This window comes from Pseudomonas sp. S2_F03, from assembly GCF_054668335.1.
This window is the reverse complement of record NZ_CP162759.1, coordinates 5707097-5725577: the sequence shown is the minus strand read 5'-3', so window position 1 is coordinate 5725577 and position 18481 is coordinate 5707097. Positions and strand designations below refer to the sequence as shown.

General features: G+C 59.7%; 15 protein-coding genes. 6 read left to right on the top strand and 9 right to left on the bottom strand.

Annotated elements, in window-relative coordinates; all coding sequences use genetic code 11:
- Positions 1-34 precede the first annotated feature (34 nt).
- From AB4N76_RS26885 to AB4N76_RS26855, 7 genes are all read right to left on the bottom strand, one after another.
- Complete coding sequence (locus AB4N76_RS26885; protein WP_460163784.1) at positions 35-397, bottom strand: copper-binding protein; 363 nt, start codon at positions 395-397, stop codon at positions 35-37.
- Positions 394-3552, bottom strand: a complete 3159-nt coding sequence (locus tag AB4N76_RS26880; protein ID WP_460163783.1) for an efflux RND transporter permease subunit — start codon at positions 3550-3552, stop codon at positions 394-396. Before AB4N76_RS26880 ends, AB4N76_RS26885 begins: the two co-directional genes overlap by 4 nt.
- On the bottom strand, positions 3549-4769 hold the full coding sequence (locus tag AB4N76_RS26875) for an efflux RND transporter periplasmic adaptor subunit (RefSeq protein WP_046027659.1): 1221 nt from the start codon (positions 4767-4769) through the stop codon (positions 3549-3551). The genes AB4N76_RS26880 and AB4N76_RS26875 overlap by 4 nt, the downstream gene beginning before the upstream one ends.
- Positions 4766-6022, bottom strand: a complete 1257-nt coding sequence (locus AB4N76_RS26870; RefSeq protein ID WP_046027660.1) for a TolC family protein — start codon at positions 6020-6022, stop codon at positions 4766-4768. Before AB4N76_RS26870 ends, AB4N76_RS26875 begins: the two co-directional genes overlap by 4 nt.
- A gap of 95 nt (positions 6023-6117) precedes the next feature.
- Complete coding sequence (locus tag AB4N76_RS26865) at positions 6118-6459, bottom strand: hypothetical protein (RefSeq protein WP_046027661.1); 342 nt, start codon at positions 6457-6459, stop codon at positions 6118-6120.
- A 111-nt stretch (positions 6460-6570) separates the two neighbouring features.
- A complete protein-coding gene (locus AB4N76_RS26860) occupies positions 6571-7539 on the bottom strand; it encodes a nitrilase-related carbon-nitrogen hydrolase (protein ID WP_046027663.1) in 969 nt (322 codons plus the stop codon).
- A gap of 104 nt (positions 7540-7643) precedes the next feature.
- Positions 7644-8576, bottom strand: a complete 933-nt coding sequence (locus AB4N76_RS26855) for a GlxA family transcriptional regulator (RefSeq protein WP_046027665.1) — start codon at positions 8574-8576, stop codon at positions 7644-7646.
- A 289-nt stretch (positions 8577-8865) separates the two neighbouring features.
- Here AB4N76_RS26855 and AB4N76_RS26850 point away from each other — a divergent pair, with 289 nt between their 5' ends.
- On the top strand, positions 8866-12360 hold the full coding sequence (locus AB4N76_RS26850) for a hypothetical protein (RefSeq protein ID WP_460163782.1): 3495 nt from the start codon (positions 8866-8868) through the stop codon (positions 12358-12360).
- Between the two features lie 100 nt (positions 12361-12460).
- Positions 12461-12955, top strand: a complete 495-nt coding sequence (locus tag AB4N76_RS26845; RefSeq protein WP_046027667.1) for a PaaI family thioesterase — start codon at positions 12461-12463, stop codon at positions 12953-12955.
- 27 nt (positions 12956-12982) lie between these two features.
- On the opposite strand, the gene AB4N76_RS26840 is transcribed toward AB4N76_RS26845, so the two are convergent.
- Positions 12983-13603: a cell wall hydrolase gene (locus AB4N76_RS26840; protein WP_460163781.1), complete on the bottom strand. Its 621-nt coding sequence runs from the start codon at positions 13601-13603 to the stop codon at positions 12983-12985.
- A 139-nt stretch (positions 13604-13742) separates the two neighbouring features.
- Here AB4N76_RS26840 and AB4N76_RS26835 point away from each other — a divergent pair, with 139 nt between their 5' ends.
- Positions 13743-14594, top strand: a complete 852-nt coding sequence (locus AB4N76_RS26835; RefSeq protein ID WP_109784619.1) for a CAP domain-containing protein — start codon at positions 13743-13745, stop codon at positions 14592-14594.
- A 31-nt stretch (positions 14595-14625) separates the two neighbouring features.
- Here the strand turns inward: AB4N76_RS26835 and AB4N76_RS26830 are convergent, their stop codons facing one another.
- Positions 14626-14862, bottom strand: a complete 237-nt coding sequence (locus AB4N76_RS26830; protein ID WP_046027671.1) for a hypothetical protein — start codon at positions 14860-14862, stop codon at positions 14626-14628.
- A gap of 194 nt (positions 14863-15056) precedes the next feature.
- On the opposite strand from AB4N76_RS26830, the gene AB4N76_RS26825 reads away from it, so the two are divergent.
- The 3 genes from AB4N76_RS26825 to yghX all read left to right on the top strand — a co-directional run bounded on the left by AB4N76_RS26825 (position 15057) and on the right by yghX (position 18300).
- Positions 15057-16820 carry an L-lactate permease gene (locus AB4N76_RS26825; protein WP_046027672.1) on the top strand — a complete coding sequence of 588 codons (1764 nt, stop codon included), beginning with the start codon at positions 15057-15059 and terminating at the stop codon, positions 16818-16820.
- 97 nt (positions 16821-16917) lie between these two features.
- Positions 16918-17361 (top strand): hypothetical protein, encoded by a 444-nt coding sequence (locus AB4N76_RS26820; RefSeq protein WP_046027673.1) that lies wholly within the window; start codon positions 16918-16920, stop codon positions 17359-17361.
- Between the two features lie 51 nt (positions 17362-17412).
- Positions 17413-18300 carry a YghX family hydrolase gene (yghX, locus tag AB4N76_RS26815; RefSeq protein WP_460163780.1) on the top strand — a complete coding sequence of 296 codons (888 nt, stop codon included), beginning with the start codon at positions 17413-17415 and terminating at the stop codon, positions 18298-18300.
- Positions 18301-18481 lie beyond the last annotated feature (181 nt).

Genomic DNA, 18481 nt, shown 5'->3' with positions numbered 1-18481 from the left:
CGGATGACCTTCGCACCATCGGGCTCGCCACGTGCTACTTCGCTACATCGATCGATACGATCGTCGCCGTCGCCCCTTCAAGCTGAAACTCGAAGTTCACCTGGTCCCCCACCTTCACCGCAGCCAATTGCGCCTCTGTAGCCTTGAACCCCATGGTCATCGGCGGCCACTTCACCGCGGGTACGGCACCGTGGGCGATGGTTACCGTGTGCTTGGCACTGTCGATTGCCTTCACGGTACCCGCCGCCTTCGCAACCGGTGCTTGCGCTGTTTGCGCCTTCATCGGCTGACCGTCCATGGCCATGTCATCCATCTTCATGCCGGGCATATCCGCTGCGTGGGCAGAAAGAGAAAGAGCAATCACCGTGCTTGTTACTGCGATCAGAGTCAGTTTCATTGGATGTTTCCTTGAGCTTTAGGGGTTTTTGACAGGAGTGGACGACGGCGCATCAAGCGATACGCCGCCGGAATCACAAACAGTGACAGCAAGGGCGCGGTGATCATGCCGCCGACCATGGGCGCGGCGATGCGGCTCATGACCTCGCTGCCGGTGCCACTGCCCAGCAGAATCGGCAACAGGCCGGCAATGATCACGGCCACGGTCATGGCCTTGGGTCGAACCCGCTGCACTGCACCTTCACGAATCGCTGCCACCAACCCGTGTTCTGTCCGGTCGCCAGCGTCTTCGCGCTCAGCCCAGGCATTTTTCAGGTACAGCAGCATGATCACGCCAAACTCGGCAGACACCCCGGCCAGCGCAATGAAGCCAACGCCGGTGGCCACCGACAGATTGAACCCCAGCCCATAGAGGAACCACGCTCCGCCCACGAGTGCAAAAGGCAGCGTGGCCATAATCAGCAAGGCCTCGTCGAAACGGGCAAAAGTCAGATAAAGCAGGACGAAAATAATCAGCAGCGTGGCCGGCACCACCAGTTTTAGCCGCGCATTGGCCCGCTCCAGAAACTCGAACTGCCCGGAGTAGCTCAGGCTCATGCCGGGCTGCAACGTCACCTGTTCAGCAACGGCCCGGCGCAAATCGGCGACCACTGACGCAATGTCCCGCCCACGCACATCGATGTACACCCAACCGGAGGGCCGGGCGTTTTCGCTCTTGAGCATCGGAGGCCCATCCGTGACCTTGATTTTCGCCACCGTGCCGAGGGTGATCTGACTGCCCAGAGGCGTGTAGATCGGCAATTGCTCCAGTGCGCCAAGGGAATCACGCCACTCTCGCGGATAACGCACATTGATCGGGAACCGCGCGCGCCCCTCGATGGTTTCTCCTACGTTTTCACCCCCGATGGCACCCGCCACGATCGATTGCACGTCGGCGATGTTCAGCCCATAACGAGCGGCCGCCTTACGGTCGATGTCCACATCGATGTAACGCCCGCCGGTCAATCGTTCGGCCAGCGCAGAGCTGACACCCGACACCCCTTTGGCGACCCGCTCCACGCCTTGCGTGACAGCATCGATTTGCGCCAGGTCATTGCCCGCAACTTTGACCCCGATGGGGCTTTTGATGCCGGTGGCGAGCATGTCGATGCGGTTGCGAATCGGCGGAATCCAGATATTGGTCAGCCCCGGCACACGGACCACGCGATCCAATTCTTCCACGAGTTTTTCCGGGGTCATACCGGGGCGCCACTGATCCTGGGGCTTGAACTGAATGGTGGTTTCGAACATCTCCAGCGGGGCCGGATCGGTGGCGGTCTCGGCGCGCCCGGCCTTGCCGAACACGTGCTCGACTTCCGGGACGGTTTTGATCAGGCGATCGGTTTGTTGCAGCAGTTGCGCAGCTTTCTGTACTGACAGCCCCGGCAATGCGGAGGGCATGTACAGCAAGTCGCCTTCGTCCAGCGGCGGCAGGAACTCGCCTCCCAGGCGCGACATCGGCCACACCGCGCTGACCAACACCAGCAACGCCGCCAGCAGTGTGATCTTTGGCCGGCGCAACACCGCGTCCAGCGCCGGTTGGTAGAGCCTGATCAACCAACGGTTGAGCGGGTTTTGTTGTTCATTGGGGATCCGTCCCCGTATCCAGTAACCCATCAACACCGGCACCAATGTTACCGACAGCCCTGCCGCAGCCGCCATGGCATAGGTTTTGGTGAACGCCAACGGACCGAACAGACGCCCCTCCTGCGCCTCCAGTGTGAACACCGGAATGAACGACAGCGTGATGATCAGCAGGCAAAAGAACAGCGCCGGCCCCACTTCCACCGCCGCATCGATCATCACCTGCCAGTGCCGCTCTCCCGTCAGGGTTTCGCCCGGATGAGCCGTGTGCCAGGCTTCGATTTTCTTGTGGCCGTTTTCGATCATCACCACGGCAGCATCGACCATGGCGCCAATGGCGATGGCGATCCCGCCCAGGGACATGATGTTGGCGTTGATCCCTTGATGGCGCATCACGATGAAGGCGATCAACACCCCCACCGGCAACGAGATGATCGCCACCAGCGCCGAGCGCAAGTGCCAGAGGAAAATCCCGCACACCAGGGCCACGACGATGAATTCTTCGATCAACTTGTGGCTGAGGTTTTCCACGGCGCGATCGATCAATTTACTGCGGTCGTACGTGGTGACGATCTCCACACCCGCGGGCAAGCTGCTTTTTAGCGCATCCAGCCTGGCCTTGACCGCAGCGATGGTTTCGCTGGCGTTCTTGCCGCTGCGCAAAATCACCACGCCGCCCACGGTCTCGCCTTCGCCGTCGAGTTCCGCCAGGCCACGGCGCATTTCCGGTCCCTGTTGAACGGTTGCCACATCGCCAAGGGTGACGGGCACGCTCCCCACACCGAGCTTGAGAGGAATGGCCCGAAAGTCATCGAGGGTTTTCAGATAGCCCGAAGCCCGCACGATAAATTCGGTCTCGGCCAACTCCAGCACGGCGCCACCGGTTTCCTGATTGGCCTTGCCAATGGCGTCGGTGATTTGCGCCTGAGTAATCCCCAGACTGGCCATTTTCAAAGGCTCGAGTTGCACCTGATACTGTTTGACCATGCCACCGACCGTGGCGACTTCGGCGACATTGGGCAAGGTCTTGAGTTCGAACTTGAGGAACCAGTCCTGCAACGCCCGCAGTTGCGCCAGATCGTGACCACCGCTGCGATCCACCAACGCGTATTGAAAGATCCAGCCAACCCCGGTGGCGTCCGGTCCCAGCGCGGGTTTGGCGCTGGCGGGCAGACGACTCTGCACCTGACTCAGGTATTCCAGCACCCGTGAACGTGCCCAGTACAGGTCGGTTCCATCCTCAAACAACACGTACACAAAGCTGTCACCGAAAAAGGAATAGCCGCGAACGGTCTTCGCCCCCGGCACCGACAACATGGTCGTTGCCAGTGGGTAGGTCACCTGGTTCTCGACAATTTGCGGCGCCTGGCCGGCATACGGTGTGCGAATGATCACTTGGACATCGGACAGGTCCGGCAACGCATCGATGGGTGTGCTCTGTACCGACCACACGCCCCACGCTGTGACGAACAGCGTCGCCAGCAGCACCAGGAAACGGTTGGCCACGGACCAGCGGATCAGTGCGGCAATCATGGCTGGCCTCCGCTTTTTTCCAGCGGCTGCACGACAATGCCTTTGAGGCTGGCTTCGGAGTCGAGCAGAAACTGCCCCGACGTGACCACCTGCTGGCCCTCCTCCAACCCCTTGAGCACGGCCGTTTGGCCGTCGCTTTCCGGCCCGGCTTGCACTTCCACCGGACGGTAGTGCCCGCCCTCTTCGGCCAGCATCACCAGCACCCGCCGGCCCGTACGAATCAAGGCTTCACTCGGCACCTGCAACGTGGTGTCGGTGGCGCCCTGCAAACGCACCTGCACCGTCAACCCGGGACGCAAGCGTCCCTCGCTGTTAGGCAGTTCAATGCGCACACTGACCGTGCGGCTGTCCGCAGTGACTTGCGGCAGGATCGCACTGACCGTCCCGTGCAGCACCGCCTGCGGGAACCCCGCCAGCCGGGCTTCCACGGTTTGACCGGTCTGGATTGACCCTGCGGCCGATTCCGGCACCGCCACCGTCAGCCAGACGCTGTTCAGGCCATTGACCCGGGCCAGTGTTTCTCCGGCGGCCAGGGTCATGCCGACGCGCACGTTCAGTTCCTGTAGCGCCCCGGCAATCGGCGTGGTGATCGTTTGGCTCGACTGTACCTTTGCATTGCGTTCAACCTGGTCAATCAACGCGGCCGGCATCCCCGTCAGGCGCAGACGTTGCCGGGCGGCAGCCAACAGACCGGGGTCACCCAGGCGTTTGAGCGCCAGAAACTCCTCTTGGGCGCCAGCCCATTCCGGCACCAGAATGTCCGCCAATGGCGCCCCCGCCTTGAGCACATCGCCCGGCGCACGGGCGTAAACCCGTTCGACGAAACCCGGCGTACGCGCTTGAATCACCGCCACATCCCGCTCGTTGTAAGCCAGCACACCGGCAGCCTCAAGGCTCGATGACTGAGTGCCGCGACTGACTGTCGCCAGCCGCAGACCGAGATTCTGCGTCACACTCGGGTCGATCTGGAGGGAGGCCGTATTGGCCGTGTCGTCGGCGTAGCGCGGCACCAGCTCCATTTCCATGAACGGCGACTTGCCGGGCTTGTCGAATTTCTGCTGCGGGTACATCGGGTCGTACCAGTACAAAGCCTTGCGCTCGTCCCCGGCCATGGTGCCTTGATTCGTCGTTGCAGATTGATGAGCGAACCAATAACCGCCAAGACTGCCCAGCGCGATAGCGCCTGCAAACCCTGCCACGCTTTTTATGCGGCTCATTGGCCAGTCTCCCCGTAGGCGAAATACAGCCGGGCGCTGGTCAGCGCTTTCTGTTCGTTGATGTCGATCTGCTTTAAGCGGGCCTCGATCAGTTCACGCCGGGAAGCGACAACCGCTGACACATCGCTTTTGCCCGCCCGGTAACTGGCGAGGGTCAACTCGGCCTTTTCCGTGGCCAGCGGCAACACACTTTCCTGTGTGCGACGCACCGCGCGGTCCAGGCGTTCGTACTCGGCCAATTGCGCCTCCAGTTGCTGGGTGTGTTCGCGAGTCAACGCCTCACGCTCGGCTTCAAGTTGATTAAGCTCGGCCCGTTTCGCAGCGATCTTCGGGTTCTGCCGCGTCTCGGGAAACAGCGGCAGGTCGAAGGTGAATTGCACACTGACCATGTCGCCGAACTCACGCCCGCGCTTCTGGTAATCGAGCTCCCAGCTCCAGTCGGATTGCTTCTCGGCTTCGGCTTCGCGGACTTTGGCTTGCGCTTGCCGGGTCATGGGCGCGAACGCTGCCAACTCCGGGTGATGCTCGAGTTTGTGCGCATAACCCGAGGTATCGATGGGCCATTGCGGCCAGTTGCCGGAGGGTTGCTCATTGGCCGCAGGACCGATCCAGCGCTTGAGCGCCGCACGCGCCTGGGCTCGCTGTAACGTCAATTGGTCCTGCTGCTCTTCCAGTTGCACCGCTTCCTGCCTGGGCGTCACGGCATCGGCCGGTTGCGCACGACCGCTGGCAATCTGCGCGCGAACGATGTCGGCCAGCAGACGGTTCTCGCGATAAAACTCCTGGAACAGCGCGTGTTTCAGCTCGACGGCATAACTGTCGATCCAGGCCAGCGCCGTGGCCTGACGCACAGTTTGGCGCTCGACCCGCCCTTGCGCAGCAGCCAGGTCTACAGCCGCTTCGGCGACTTCGGTGCGCGCCCGGCGCTTGTCGCCACTGGGCATTTCCTGCATCACGCCGACCATTTGCATGGTCATGAAGTCGTGGTCCAGCGTGCCCCGATCAGGGCCGCCGACCGGAAAGTTTTGCACCCCCAGCAACAGCTTCGGGTCGGGCAATTCACCGGCAGGAATCGCGGCGCTTCGGGCCGCCTGGAGTTTTTCTGCTTGAGCGGTGAGCGACGGCGCGTTGTTATCGGCCAGCCGCAAGGCTTCATCGAGGGTCAGTGGGGCAGCGACGCACGGCAACGCCAATACACTTGCCGCCAGGGCCGCCGCGAGCGGCCACCCCGTACGAAAGCACATGAGTTTCATGTCTTGAATTCCTGTCATGATCCGCGGCGCGCTTTAACAGGCGCGCAGCAACGCCATCCCGCACAGGCGGAATGGGGCTCAACGTGGAACAGGAATCAGGCGCGAGGGGGTCGCCATACCCCGGACGGGGTCTGGACAGGCAGCGCATCCGCGAAGAGTGTGGCTATCACAGGGCTGAACAGATTAACGGGAGGTTTGATGATCGAGACTTGCAGAAGGGCACCGGTCTTGCACTCCTGACCCGGCTTGCAAGGTTTGCCATGGTCTGGCGCGGTGCTCATGTCCTGGCAGCAGTCCATGCCCATGTCACCCATCATCGACATGTCCATGGTTTTCATCGGACAAGGTTCTGCAGGTGCGGAAACGCCCGCCATTCCACTCAGGGGAAGCGCGAGGCTGATCAGGAAAATCAGGCAAAACCGCAGATAGCGTTTCATGGGGCTGGAGTCTAGCGCAGGCCACTGCGGGTTCAAATACCGGACAACAAAAAATGGCGTAACCGGAGCTGCACGCGATGAGAGCCCCGGCACGCCAGTACGTTTACCTGGTCACACCTCTTCCACTGGTGCAGCCACCGTCAACGTCGGCTGGGCATTGCGTTCATGAACATGGCGATGCGGTGTGCGGTCGATGTTCAGGCTGAGGATTTCCGGACGGCTGTAGTGACCGCGACCATCCATTTGACGTTTACGGATCTCGATCTCGAACAAATCGATGTCAGCGATGACTTCGCCCTCGCCTTCGGTCAGCGCGCCGATGACTTCGCCTTGCGGATCGATGATCGCGGTGTAGCAACCGCCGGAAATCGGACCGATCTCGCAGCCGGTGTCGGCCATGATCTGGGCTTGTTGTTCCGGGTACAACCAGGCCGTCGAGTTGACCACGAAGCAGGCCGATTCCAGGGCGTGCATGCGGATGCTGACTTCCATCTGGCGGGTAAACCGTTCACCGGCAAATGAACCGGGGTACATCGCGGCGTGAATCTGTTCGCCGTCTTCGATCAGGGCGTAACGCGCCAGCGGGTTGTAATGTTCCCAGCAGGCCAGTTGCCCGATGCGGCCAACGGCGCTGTCCACCGCTTTGAGGCCAGAGCCATCGCCCATGCCCCAGATCATGCGTTCGTGATAGGTCGGCGAAATCTTGCGCCGGGCCTGGATCAGGGTGCCGTCGGCATCAAACAGCAACTGCGTATTGTAAAGGGTGCTGCCATCGCGCTCGTTGACGCCGATGGACACCACCATGTTGGCTTCCTTGGCGGCCTTGCCGATTTCATCGGTGGTCGCAGAAGGCACCACCACCGCCTGATCGAGCAATTTGTAGTGCTCGGCACCCATTTTGAAAGGCGCCTGCACAAAAGAAAAATACGGGTAGTACGGGACGATGGTTTCCGGGAAAACGGCGAACTGCACGCCCTTCTCGCCGAGTTCGCGAATCTTGTTAACCACCTTTTCTACAGTGCCTTCACGGCTGTAGAGCACAGGTGCGATTTGGACGGCAGCAGCTTTGACAATGGTCATGGCGGTGATCTCACTGAGGGTTTGGGCTTCAACGAGATAAAGATTACGGCAATCATATTTTGTCTTAAATGCCGAATACACCACCTTTTAGGACATGCCGATTATCACGTCCGGTTCGCGCGCTGAATCACCTGCGGCGGCTGCCCGAACGCGCGAATAAACGCCCGACGCATGCGCTCGCGGTCGCCAAAACCGGTTTCGGTGGCGACCACATCAATGGCGTGCCGCCCGGTTTCCATCATCAGCCGCGCGGCTTCAACCCGCAGGTTTTCGACGGCTTTGGCCGGTGATTGCCCGGTTTCGGCCTGGAACACCCGACTGAATTGCCGAGGGCTCAGATTGGCCGCCTCGGCTAATTGCTCCACCGACAACGCCGACTTCAAGTGTTGCTTGGCGTAGGTCAATGCCGCCTGGATGCGGTCGGTCTTCGGTTCGAGTTCCAGCATCACCGAAAACTGCGACTGCCCCCCTGCGCGGCGGTGATACACCACCAATTGCCGGGCCACCGTGCGCGCCACGTCAGCACCGAGGTCTTTTTCCACCAACGCCAAAGCCAGGTCGACACACGCACTCATGCCCGCGGCGGTCCAGAGGTTGCCGTCGTTGATGAAAATACGGTCCTCCTCGACGATCACCTTCGGATACGCTCGTTGCAAGGCCGGCGCATGGCACCAATGCGTGGTCGCCCGCCGCCCGTCCAGCAAACCGGCCTCGGCGAGCGCGATGGCGCCGGTGCAGATCGAACCGATACGGCGAGTGGTCTGGCTGGCGCTGCGCAAAAACGCCACCACGCCGGGCGACGTCGGACGAATCACGTTGTCGCCCATCACCAGCAGCGTGTCGAAAGTGCGCTGATCAAAAGCGCTGGTTTCCACGCCGAAACCGGCGGAGGTCTGCACCGTGCCGCCGTGCTCGGACAGCAGTGAAAGGCTGTACACCGGCTCGGTGGTAGTGTTGTTGGCCAGCTCGAAAGTGGCGCACATGGCGAGGCCGAGTACCTGGAAGCCGGGGTAAACGATGAGTCCGATGTTGTGCACGGCTGACGACCTTAAAAGTGGCATGAGGGGTTTCAGGCCATAAAAGGTGGACTCTACGCCACTTGGCATTCTGGACAACAGGCTTTGCGATCAATGGATCGAACAATGCCGTTATGCAACTTCCTCAACCCGTTCTATTTCGCGTTAAATTTCATACTTGTGTATTGGCCACGTTACAACTTACAGGGCAATAACACGCTCAACTAAAAGAACTAAGCACTCAACAAAACCAACTTGTAAAACAGGTCTATAAATAACCTAGTAGCGTCGGCCATTCGAGGGATGGGCCATGGACAGCAACAAGGATTCCGGTACTAACCTGGCGTTCTGGCTGCCGGGCAGCGCAGTCATCTTCAGTCTGGTCGTCTCTACGTTTGCACTGACCCGCGAACCGTTCCTTGAACCGCGCCCCATCGGTGCACAATTTCAAGCGCAGTTGCCGATCGAAGCGCGGTTATGGCAGGACCCGTTTGATGCGCTGGAGCGTTATCGCAAGAAACTTAACGACATCGATAGTCCGGATGCCGCGAATTTATGCGCGCCCAGGGTTTCCCCGCCGCCCGGAGCGCCCACCCCGCCCGACATCATGGTTTCGCTGGTGGAAGGTGGCCCCTACGCTGACGAAGTCGAGCGCCGACGCCGCACTCGATATGCCCTGCTTGCCGGGTTTAAAAACTCTCAACGGGTGCCGGATCAAGAGCAGTACATTCATTGTTTGAGGCTGGCGGCCGATCTGTCGGTAGATCCTTCGCCGAACCAGCGCTTCATCGATGTGCCGTATGAAATATTCGTTTCCAATCCATTCGACCCACCAAAACCCCTTGCCGGCGCCCCCCAGCCCGCCGAGCAGACCATCGTGTTCTGGCTAAAACAGGACGCACTGGGTTCACAGCCATTGCAGCAACTGGAAAAGCTGCGCCAGAGCCTGGCGTGTAGCACTCTCGAAAGCAGTTACCCATTGGCCTGCACAGGCGTGCCTGACAATCGCACTGTTCTGAAAGTCATCGGCCCCGCCACCTCAACCGTGCTGCGGGCTATGTATCAGGATGACGCCAACGCCCGGGCAACACCCAATGTCGAGATCTACTCGCCCCTGGCCACTGCGAACAATTTGACACTGAAAAACCGCCTCAATGTTCCTGAGCCGCCAATACAAGACAAACAACCCATGAAGTTGCTGCGCACCGTCAACGACGACGGCACCATGGCGCAATTGATGCTGGCGGAACTGAAGCTGCGCAATGTTGATCCGGCCACCAGCCTGCATTGCAATAAAGAAGGCGGCTTGCAGCGAGACGGAGAAACTTGCGTACAGAGCAGTTGGTCGCTTGCGCCAGACCGAATCGCACTGATTTCCGAATGGGACAGCTTTTATAGCCGCGCACTGATCGAAAGTTTCAAGACCTGGGTTGCCGACAATGCAGGGTTTAGTGAACAAGGCGACAAGGCATTTGTCGACAAATGGGTTTTGCGTTTCAGCTATCTACGGGGCCTCGACGGACGCCTCCCCGAGGAAGCCGCGAGCAATGACAAAACCGCCAGCAGCGATGCCAGCAAAAATAACAAGGAAGCCGGCAAATTTGACCTCAGCCCACTGGAGAAAGCCGATGGAAACTCCCAGCTCGACTACCTGAGACGCCTTGCCGACCACATCGCACGCGAGGACGCAGCCTATCGACGAGACGGCATGCCCGGCATTGGCGCAATCGGCATATTAGGTGTCGATACCTACGACAAACTCTTGGTGTTACAGGCGCTCAAGAGTCGAATGCCTTACAAACTGTATTTTTCCACGGACCTCGACGCGCGCATGCTGCAACGAGGTCAGGCGGAAACCACCCGCAACCTGATACTGGCGGCACCTTATGGGCTGACCCTGACGCGCGTCCTGCAGCAAGACGTGCCGCCATTTCGCGACAGCCTGCAAAGTTCGGTGTTTGTGGCCGTTCAGGCGGCATTGGCGCCGCAATCGTTCCATGACAAGCGAGAGAAATTCGACTATTCAACATCGAAGCTATTGCCCGGCATTTATGAGGTGGGCATCAACGGTTTTATTCCGCTGGCGAGCCCGATAGACCAAAAGCGCACACAGAAATGCAACGTACAGTCCGAGTCGAACCGTTCGGATCAAGAAATACATCCGCACGATTTGATGTCCTTAGACTGCCTTCAAGACCCGTCACCCCTGTCCTACCCTGGAACCTCCAAGTCAGTGCGCGAGCACTTCAAAAGTACTCAATCGCTTTTCTTGGCCGGACCGCTGACGTTTGTCCTTCTTCTACTGGCCGGGTTCGTCGTCTGGCGCTGGATCTCGGGGCCGGAAATGGCCACACAAACGAAGCTGGCCTGGGCACGCGGCGTGCCCATGACGCTGTATATGATCGCGGTAGCCTGTGCATTTATCGCCACCCACTTCTGGTATGTCGGGTTTCTCTGGGGCACGTTTTTGCTGATCCTGCTGGGCATCATCACCTCAAACCGGATCCGTCGCCTCGAGCGGCTGGCACAAGACAATAACGCGACGGCCAGCGCCAGCAGCGGCGTGTACGATTCCCCATCGTGGTACATCGTCGTCCCCCTCGTCGTATTTGTCCTCGCGTTGATGCTGGCGTACCAAAAGCGCGGCCCCTTGACAAACTTTGGGTTCGGCGAGCCGATGTTCCTGTTTGAAGGCATCAGTGCCTGGCCGACGGTGGGACTGCGCGTCGCCGCCGTGCTGATCTCCATTTCGGCACTGGCATGGGGCTGGCGCAACCTGCGCGTCAACAGGGTCGAGATAGAACGCGCCTACCAATTGCACGCATTCATGCGCAGGTATCGATTGGGGTTGTGCCGCCAGGTACTGCACTTTTTCCATAAAGGAAGGCGCTGGAACTTTCGTCGCTGGTGCAATGAATTTGGGTATTTCCTGCTGCTGATTTTTTTCCCGCTGGTCAGTACCAATGACAACTGGTCAAAGACTTGTACAACTATCCAGGCCAACTGCGACGACGAACGAAAAATGATTTCCATCGCACGCTTCTGGGGTGAGCACTGCATCTGCGGAGCGTTCGGCGCCCGCCTCTTGCGCGCTCTGCTCGCGACCTGGGTGTTCATCGTGGTCACCAGCGTCTTGTTTGTGATCTGGCCAATGGAACAGGTTCCGGTGCGCGGGCAATCGATGATGTGGATGTTCGTCTGGCTGATCCCGACCCTGGCGTTCCAGGTGCTGGTGTTCTGGGTCGTGGATGCCAACCTGCTGCTGACACGATTCATACGGCACCTGAGCAATCACCACGCGATCTGGCCCGAAAAGCTGCAGCAGGAACACGGGAAAATCTTTGGCGTTCTCAGACACCCCTGCATCGATGAATGGGTGGACTTGCAACTGATCGCCAAGCGCACCTCAGCGGTCAGCCGCCTGATCTATGCCCCGACGGTGGTCATGTTGATTCTGTTGGCATCGCGCAGCAGCCAGTTCGACAACTGGCCGACGCCCCCCAGCGTGGTCATTTCATTCCTGCTGACCACGCTGATCCTGCTCGCGTCCGCACTGTCGCTCCGTCGGGCGGCCGAAAAGGCTCGTACGCTGGCACTGCAGCGTATCGATGCCTACCTGCTGGAGACCCCCAAAAAGCCGGGCTATTACGAAAAATTCCAGATGATCCGCGACCGCATCGCGACGCTCAATACCGGTTCGTTCTCCCGCTACTCCGAAGACCCGTTGATTCGTGCGTTGTTGCTGTCGCTGACCGGTATTGGCGGCTCCGCCATTGTCGATGCGTTGAACTACGCGAAGTTCTGACATCCCATCAGGGCGTTCCACCGAGCGCATGACGCCAATGGACTTCCCCTTGCTCCAGCGGTTTAATCGCAACGGACTTCAAGCACAACAAGGGACAACCATGCTCGATATTTCCATGCAGGACAGCGCCGCACCCGATGGCGTTTGCTACGGCTGCGGCAGCCGTAACCCTCACGGGCTGCACGTCAAAAGCCGCTGGGATGCCGATGGGGTACACGTGGTCGCCGAGCACCTGCCCGAGGCCAAATATTGTGGCTGGCCGGATCTGGTGTACGGCGGGCTCATTGCGATGTTGGTTGATTGCCACTCGAACTGGACCGCCATGGCTTACCACTATCGGGCCGAAAACCGCGAGCCTGGCTCACTGCCGCGTATCGACTGCGTCACCGGCAGCCTTGGCATCAAGTTCATCAAACCGACACCGATGGGCGTTGCGCTCACCTTGCGCGCCAGGGTCGAGGGTGACGTCGGGCGCAAGAGCCGGGTGATTTGCGAGGTGTACGCCGACGACGTGCTCACGGCAGTGGGCGACTCGGTGTTTGTCCGGGTCGATACCGGGCAACTGGCCGCGGTAGCGCATGGGCGTGAGGTTTAAAGCGCTGGAGCCTCAGGGTCGGCCGACTTACTTCGCCGACCCGTCATGCGGCTTGTAGAACGTAAACAACCCGATACTCGCGGTTTTGATGTACTCCTTGGCCCAGTCAGGTTTCACCGTCTTGTCATGGAAGTACATCGCTCCACCGGTGTGATCAGGCAGTTGCTTGTTCAGCGCCTTGCGCGCGATTTCCTTGGCCACCGCATATTGGCCTTCTTCCTGGACCGAGTCCGATTTCCCGTCGCACCACCAGGAGAACTGGCAGCGCTTGGTTTCGGAGCCTTGCTTGACCACTGCGCACACGGTGTCGGGAAAACCCTCGTGACCGAGGCGGTTCATGACAACGTTGGCCACCGCTTCCATGTCGGCCGAATCCTTGCCTTTGGCTTCCCAGTAAATAGAGCGGGCCATGCAGGTAATGGCATCGTCCAGCGGGGACTTGCCGGCCGGGTCGACCGCCTGGACTTCGGACGGGGTGATGGTCTCGGACTTGGGCACCGGCGCATCACTGCCCTTCTCCGCCGCCTTTTGTTCAAGTACCTGCGCCTTGCCTTCCGCCACCTGCTTTTTTTGTTGTTGCTCATCCGCGACGACGTAACCGGCGGAAAGCACAGCAGTGAGAAGCACGGCTATCCATTTGCTGGACATGGTGAAAACACTCTGGGAGGTGTCGGAACAGTGTAGTAGCCAAATCATGTCAGCTACTGAGCAACAAACTGCAAAAAGCCATTGCCTTGTACCGGGGGAGTTCGCGCATCATGGGCGCAGTCCGTCCAAGGGGGTTTCCATGCACGTCTTATCATCCGCATTGCGCTTGTCGGGGTTGTCGTTGGGTCTGATGCTTGCCGCAACGGCGATGGCGTCCGAAGAAACGCAACTGGCCGATTCGATCAACGCCTTTCGCAGCCTGTCGCAGCGTTGCGGCGGTCAGGTCTCGCCGGAGTTGCCTCCGCTGACCAGCGATCCGCGTCTGGTATTGCCGGCCAGCGGACAGGTCGACTTGCAGCAGGCCATGGTGCGTGCGTCGTATCCGATGTTCAACGTGCAAGCGATATCCCTGAAAGGCCCGCGTGATGCGCAAGCGGCGATGATGGCGGTACAGGAAAGCTTCTGCCAGGTGGTGCTGGACCCGAAATTCATCGACATCGGCGTCAGCCGCCAAGGCACCGACTGGCGCATCGTGCTCGCCCGCCCCCTGTTGACCGCGCGCCTGGGTGATGCCGCCGCCGAAGGCCAGAAGCTGTTGGTCGAGCTCAACGCCGCGCGCAGTACACCCCGTCAGTGCGGCGGCCAGCCATTTACCGCGACCACGCCGCTGGCCTGGAACGCCACCCTCGCGTCCGCCGCCGAAACCAACTCGCGGGCCATGGCCAACAACAACTATTTTGATCACAAGGACCGCGACGGTCGCACGCCGGGAGACCGGGCGGAACTGGCGGGCTATGTCTATCAGCAGATCGGCGAGAACATCGCCGCCGGGCAAGACTCCGTGCGCAAGGTCGTCGACGGTTGGCTGGCCAGCCCCGGTCATTGCGCCAACCTGATGAATCCGCAGTTCCGTGAATTGGGCGCGGCTTACGCGGTGGACCCGAAAAGCGATTCGGGGATTTACTGGACGGCCATGTTCGGTACGCAGTAGCCGAGTCGGTCAGAGCGGTGCTGCACCGCTCTTACAGCGTTTGCTGACTGTTACCGACGGTTTTGGCTTTTTCGATGGCCCAGTCCATCGCGTCCTCCATGTCCAACAGGTGCGGCGACGGATGGTGGTCCTCTTCAATGACCGAACCGTCCGGCCGGTACACACCGATCAACATTTTCAGGGAGCCGTCTTTCAGTATCTCGGCCTTGACCCTGATCGAGCATCCGTTGGAAAGCGTCTCCTTGTGTTCCTCGTGGCGTTCAGTCATCGCTGTCTCCCCTCTCATTGTGAATGGATCGGGCCAGTCATTCTTTTTGAGCGTAGTAGAAGTTCATCGTCGGACGGCACCCGGTGGTCACGGCGATGAACCTGCCGAGACAGCGGCGTAATGCCACCTATACTCCTTCCCCACCAGCACCGCCCGGGGCCTGCACGATCAACAATAAGAAGCAGAGGTGGAACATGGTTTGGCAACAAGTCTACGACCCCTTCAATAACCCGGTGCTTTCCACGCTCATGGCGGCAGTGCCGGTGGTGGTGATGCTGGCATCCCTGGCGTTTTTCCACATCAAAGCGCACATGGCCGCATTGTTCGCCTTGGCGTCCGCCTTGCTGATCGCAATTTTCGCTTTCGGTATGCCGGCGAACATGGCCGGTTCGGCCGCGCTGTTCGGTGCCGCCAACGGTTTGCTGCCGATTGGCTGGATCGTGCTCAACATCATCTTCCTGCACCGGCTGACCACCGAAAACGGCTCGTTCAAAGTGCTGCAGGACTCCATTGCACGCATCACCGACGATCGACGCCTGCAGTTGCTGCTGATTGCCTTCTGTTTCGGTGCCTTCTTCGAAGGCGCGGCCGGTTTCGGTACGCCGGTGGCGGTGACCGGTGCGATCCTGATCGGGCTGGGCTTCTCGCCCCTCGCCGCGTCCGGCCTCGCGTTGATCGCCAACACGGCACCGGTGGCCTTCGGCGCGCTGGGCACGCCCATCATCACCCTGGCCAAAGTGACCGGGCTGGATGAAATGGAGCTGTCGATGATGGTCGGCCGGCAGTTGCCCTTCTTTTCGGTGCTTGTGCCGTTCTGGTTGATTTGGGCCTTCGCCGGTTGGCGCAAGATGCTGGAAATCTGGCCGGCGATCCTCGTGGCGGGGGTCAGCTTCGCGATACCGCAATTTCTCGTGTCCAACTACCACGGCCCGATGCTCGTGGACGTCATCGCCGCGCTGATTTCCATGGCCTGCCTGACGGCTTTTCTCAAAGTGTGGAAACCGGCCTCGGTGCACACTTCGGCCGCACTGACCGGGCGCGTCGACAACTCGAAAATCGATGCCGAGCATGAACAGAAAACCGCACCCAGCGCGACGTTTGCCAGTGATGCCAAGCCTGCCGTGATGCGCGCGTGGATGCCGTGGATCATCCTCACGGTGTTCGTCTTTATCTGGGGCACCCAAGGTTTCAAAAACACCTTTGATACCCGCCCGGCCATCGATCCGCAAACCAGCGCAGCCAAGCTCGACCCGCAAGGCAAACCGATGCGCGAGGCCAACCCGATTTTCGCCCCGATCGTGACGTTCACCACGCTGCACCTGCAAGTCGAGAAAGTGCCGCCCGTGGTGCCGGCACCGAAAACCGAGGAAGCGATCTATAAATTCACCTGGTTCACCGCCACCGGCAGCGGCATCTTGCTGGCGGCAATCCTCGGTGGCCTGCTGATGGGTTACTCCATCCCGCAGCTGATTCACCAGTATCTGCGAACACTGTGGGTGGTGCGTTTTTCGCTGATCACCATTGCGGCGATGCTCGCCCTGGGCTTCCTCACGCGTTACTCCGGACTGGACGCCACCATGGGCCTGGCCTTCGCCGCGACCGGCATTTTCTACCCGATGTTCGGCACCCTCCTGGGCTGGCTCGGCGTGGCGTTGACCGGCTCGGACACAGCGTCCAACGTGCTGTTCGGCGGCTTGCAACGGGTGACCTCCGAACAATTGGGGATCAGTCCGGTGCTGATGGCAGCGGCGAACAGCTCCGGCGGGGTCATGGGCAAAATGGTCGATGCGCAATCAATCGTGGTCGCGTCCACCGCCACGCGCTGGTACGGGCATGAAGGGGAAATTCTGCGTTATGTGTTCTTCCACTCCATCGTGCTGGCGATTCTGGTCGGTGGGTTGGTGACGTTGCAGGCGTATGTGGCGCCGTTCAGTCATATGGTGGTGGGTGGGCATTAGTCGGTAGGCCCTTTTGTTTGCCACGACCCGCAAAGAACGTCCGGGTTGTGGCGACAAAACCCACTGTCGGTCGAAGTTTAAGCTGGGGTGCTAAATCATGACTGACGTTGCATTCAAAGATGCGTTCGACATTTATCAGAAGCAAAGCGACAGCATCCATAAACTGTGGGCCTACTTTCAGGTCATCTCAATTGCTGTCTTGGGTTACACCATTGGAAGCGACAAGGGTAAATGGCCAGCTACCACCTACCTGCTGATTGCAGTCAGCTACTTTATTTTTGCAATGGCCAGTCAATGGGTAATTGTCCTGTCACAAAAAGAGCTTCGCAGATTCGGCGAAGCCGTCAGGCTGGCCTCGGATGAAACGGGCCCGGTCGGCAAAAGGCTTGTCGTTCAAGCAGTGAAACCACGGACTGTTCGAATATTCCATGTCCTGTCCACATTGATCGTCCTGGCTGCAATCGGGGTGACCTGGTACTACACGTGCCCAGAACCCACGCCCTGCAAAGCTCAGGCAACGACTGAAAATAAGTGCCCCTGAGACAATCACTGCTTTACTGATTCAAATCCTGACCAAACGGGAAGCGCCCCTATGGACCGCCTAACCGCCAAAGACTTCGCCCCCGAACTGCTCGAACTCTACGACTACTACGCCCATGGCAAGATCAATCGGCGAGAGTTTCTCGATCGTGCGGCACTGTTCACCCTGGGCGGTTTGACCGCCAGCGCACTGCTCGCTTCCCTGAGCCCCAACTATGCGCTCGCCGAGCAAGTGGAGTTTACCGACCCGGACATCCTCGCCGAGTACATCACCTACCCCTCGCCCAAGGGCCACGGCAATGTGCGCGGCTATCTCGTGCGCCCGACCAAAGTCACCGGCAAGGTGCCGGCGGTGTTGGTCGTGCATGAAAACCGCGGGCTCAATCCTTACATCGAAGACGTCGCCCGACGCGTCGCCAAAGCCGGGTTCATCGCACTCGCCCCGGATGGCCTGAGTTCGGTCGGTGGTTATCCCGGCAACGATGACAAAGGTCGGGAGCTACAAGCGAAGGTCGATCCGGAAAAGCTCATGAATGATTTTTTCGCCGGCATCGAATGGCTGACAAAAAACGACGCGACCACCGGAAAAGTCGGCATCACCGGCTTCTGCTACGGCGGAGGGGTCTCCAACGCCGCGGCCGTGGCGTATCCGGAACTGGCGGCAGCCGTGCCCTTTTATGGTCGCCAGCCCAAGGCGGAAGACGTACCCCGGATCCAGGCACCGTTGCTGCTGCATTACGGCGAACTGGACGCAGGCATCAATGAAGGATGGCCGGCGTATGAGCAAGCGCTGAAAGCAGCGGGCAAAACCTACGAGGCCTACATTTATCCGGGCTGCAATCATGGTTTCCATAACGACTCGACGCCCCGATACGATGAAGCCGCCGCGAAACTGGCGTGGGACCGTACCGTGGCGTGGTTTCGCAAGTATCTGGTTTAGGCGGTTGGCCAACGACTGCCGAGGCGCAACAAGCGGAGCGCCTGGTCAGGTATCAATTCCTTCGATCATTTAAATCACGAAGCCGAATTTTTTATTTTTCTTCGACGAATTCATGATGGCGTCCTTTCGGATCAGTCGGACGATACCCTCATGAATTTAAATTTTGCCTTTGCCTGCCTCA

Excerpts from the sequence above, each read along its gene's own strand:
- AB4N76_RS26875 (WP_046027659.1), bottom strand. The coding sequence starts at position 4,769 with ATGAGCCGCATAAAAAGCGTGGCAGGGTTTGCAGGCGCTATCGCGCTG.
- AB4N76_RS26885 (WP_460163784.1), bottom strand. The coding sequence starts at position 397 with ATGAAACTGACTCTGATCGCAGTAACAAGCACGGTGATTGCTCTTTCT.
- AB4N76_RS26840 (WP_460163781.1), bottom strand. The coding sequence starts at position 13,603 with ATGTCCAGCAAATGGATAGCCGTGCTTCTCACTGCTGTGCTTTCCGCC.
- AB4N76_RS26835 (WP_109784619.1), top strand. The coding sequence starts at position 13,743 with ATGCACGTCTTATCATCCGCATTGCGCTTGTCGGGGTTGTCGTTGGGT.
- AB4N76_RS26865 (WP_046027661.1), bottom strand. The coding sequence starts at position 6,459 with ATGAAACGCTATCTGCGGTTTTGCCTGATTTTCCTGATCAGCCTCGCG.
- AB4N76_RS26845 (WP_046027667.1), top strand. The coding sequence starts at position 12,461 with ATGCTCGATATTTCCATGCAGGACAGCGCCGCACCCGATGGCGTTTGC.
- AB4N76_RS26820 (WP_046027673.1), top strand. The coding sequence starts at position 16,918 with ATGACTGACGTTGCATTCAAAGATGCGTTCGACATTTATCAGAAGCAA.
- AB4N76_RS26850 (WP_460163782.1), top strand. The coding sequence starts at position 8,866 with ATGGACAGCAACAAGGATTCCGGTACTAACCTGGCGTTCTGGCTGCCG.
- yghX (WP_460163780.1), top strand. The coding sequence starts at position 17,413 with ATGGACCGCCTAACCGCCAAAGACTTCGCCCCCGAACTGCTCGAACTC.
- AB4N76_RS26880 (WP_460163783.1), bottom strand. The coding sequence starts at position 3,552 with ATGATTGCCGCACTGATCCGCTGGTCCGTGGCCAACCGTTTCCTGGTG.
- AB4N76_RS26870 (WP_046027660.1), bottom strand. The coding sequence starts at position 6,022 with ATGAAACTCATGTGCTTTCGTACGGGGTGGCCGCTCGCGGCGGCCCTG.
- AB4N76_RS26860 (WP_046027663.1), bottom strand. The coding sequence starts at position 7,539 with ATGACCATTGTCAAAGCTGCTGCCGTCCAAATCGCACCTGTGCTCTAC.
- AB4N76_RS26825 (WP_046027672.1), top strand. The coding sequence starts at position 15,057 with ATGGTTTGGCAACAAGTCTACGACCCCTTCAATAACCCGGTGCTTTCC.
- AB4N76_RS26830 (WP_046027671.1), bottom strand. The coding sequence starts at position 14,862 with ATGACTGAACGCCACGAGGAACACAAGGAGACGCTTTCCAACGGATGC.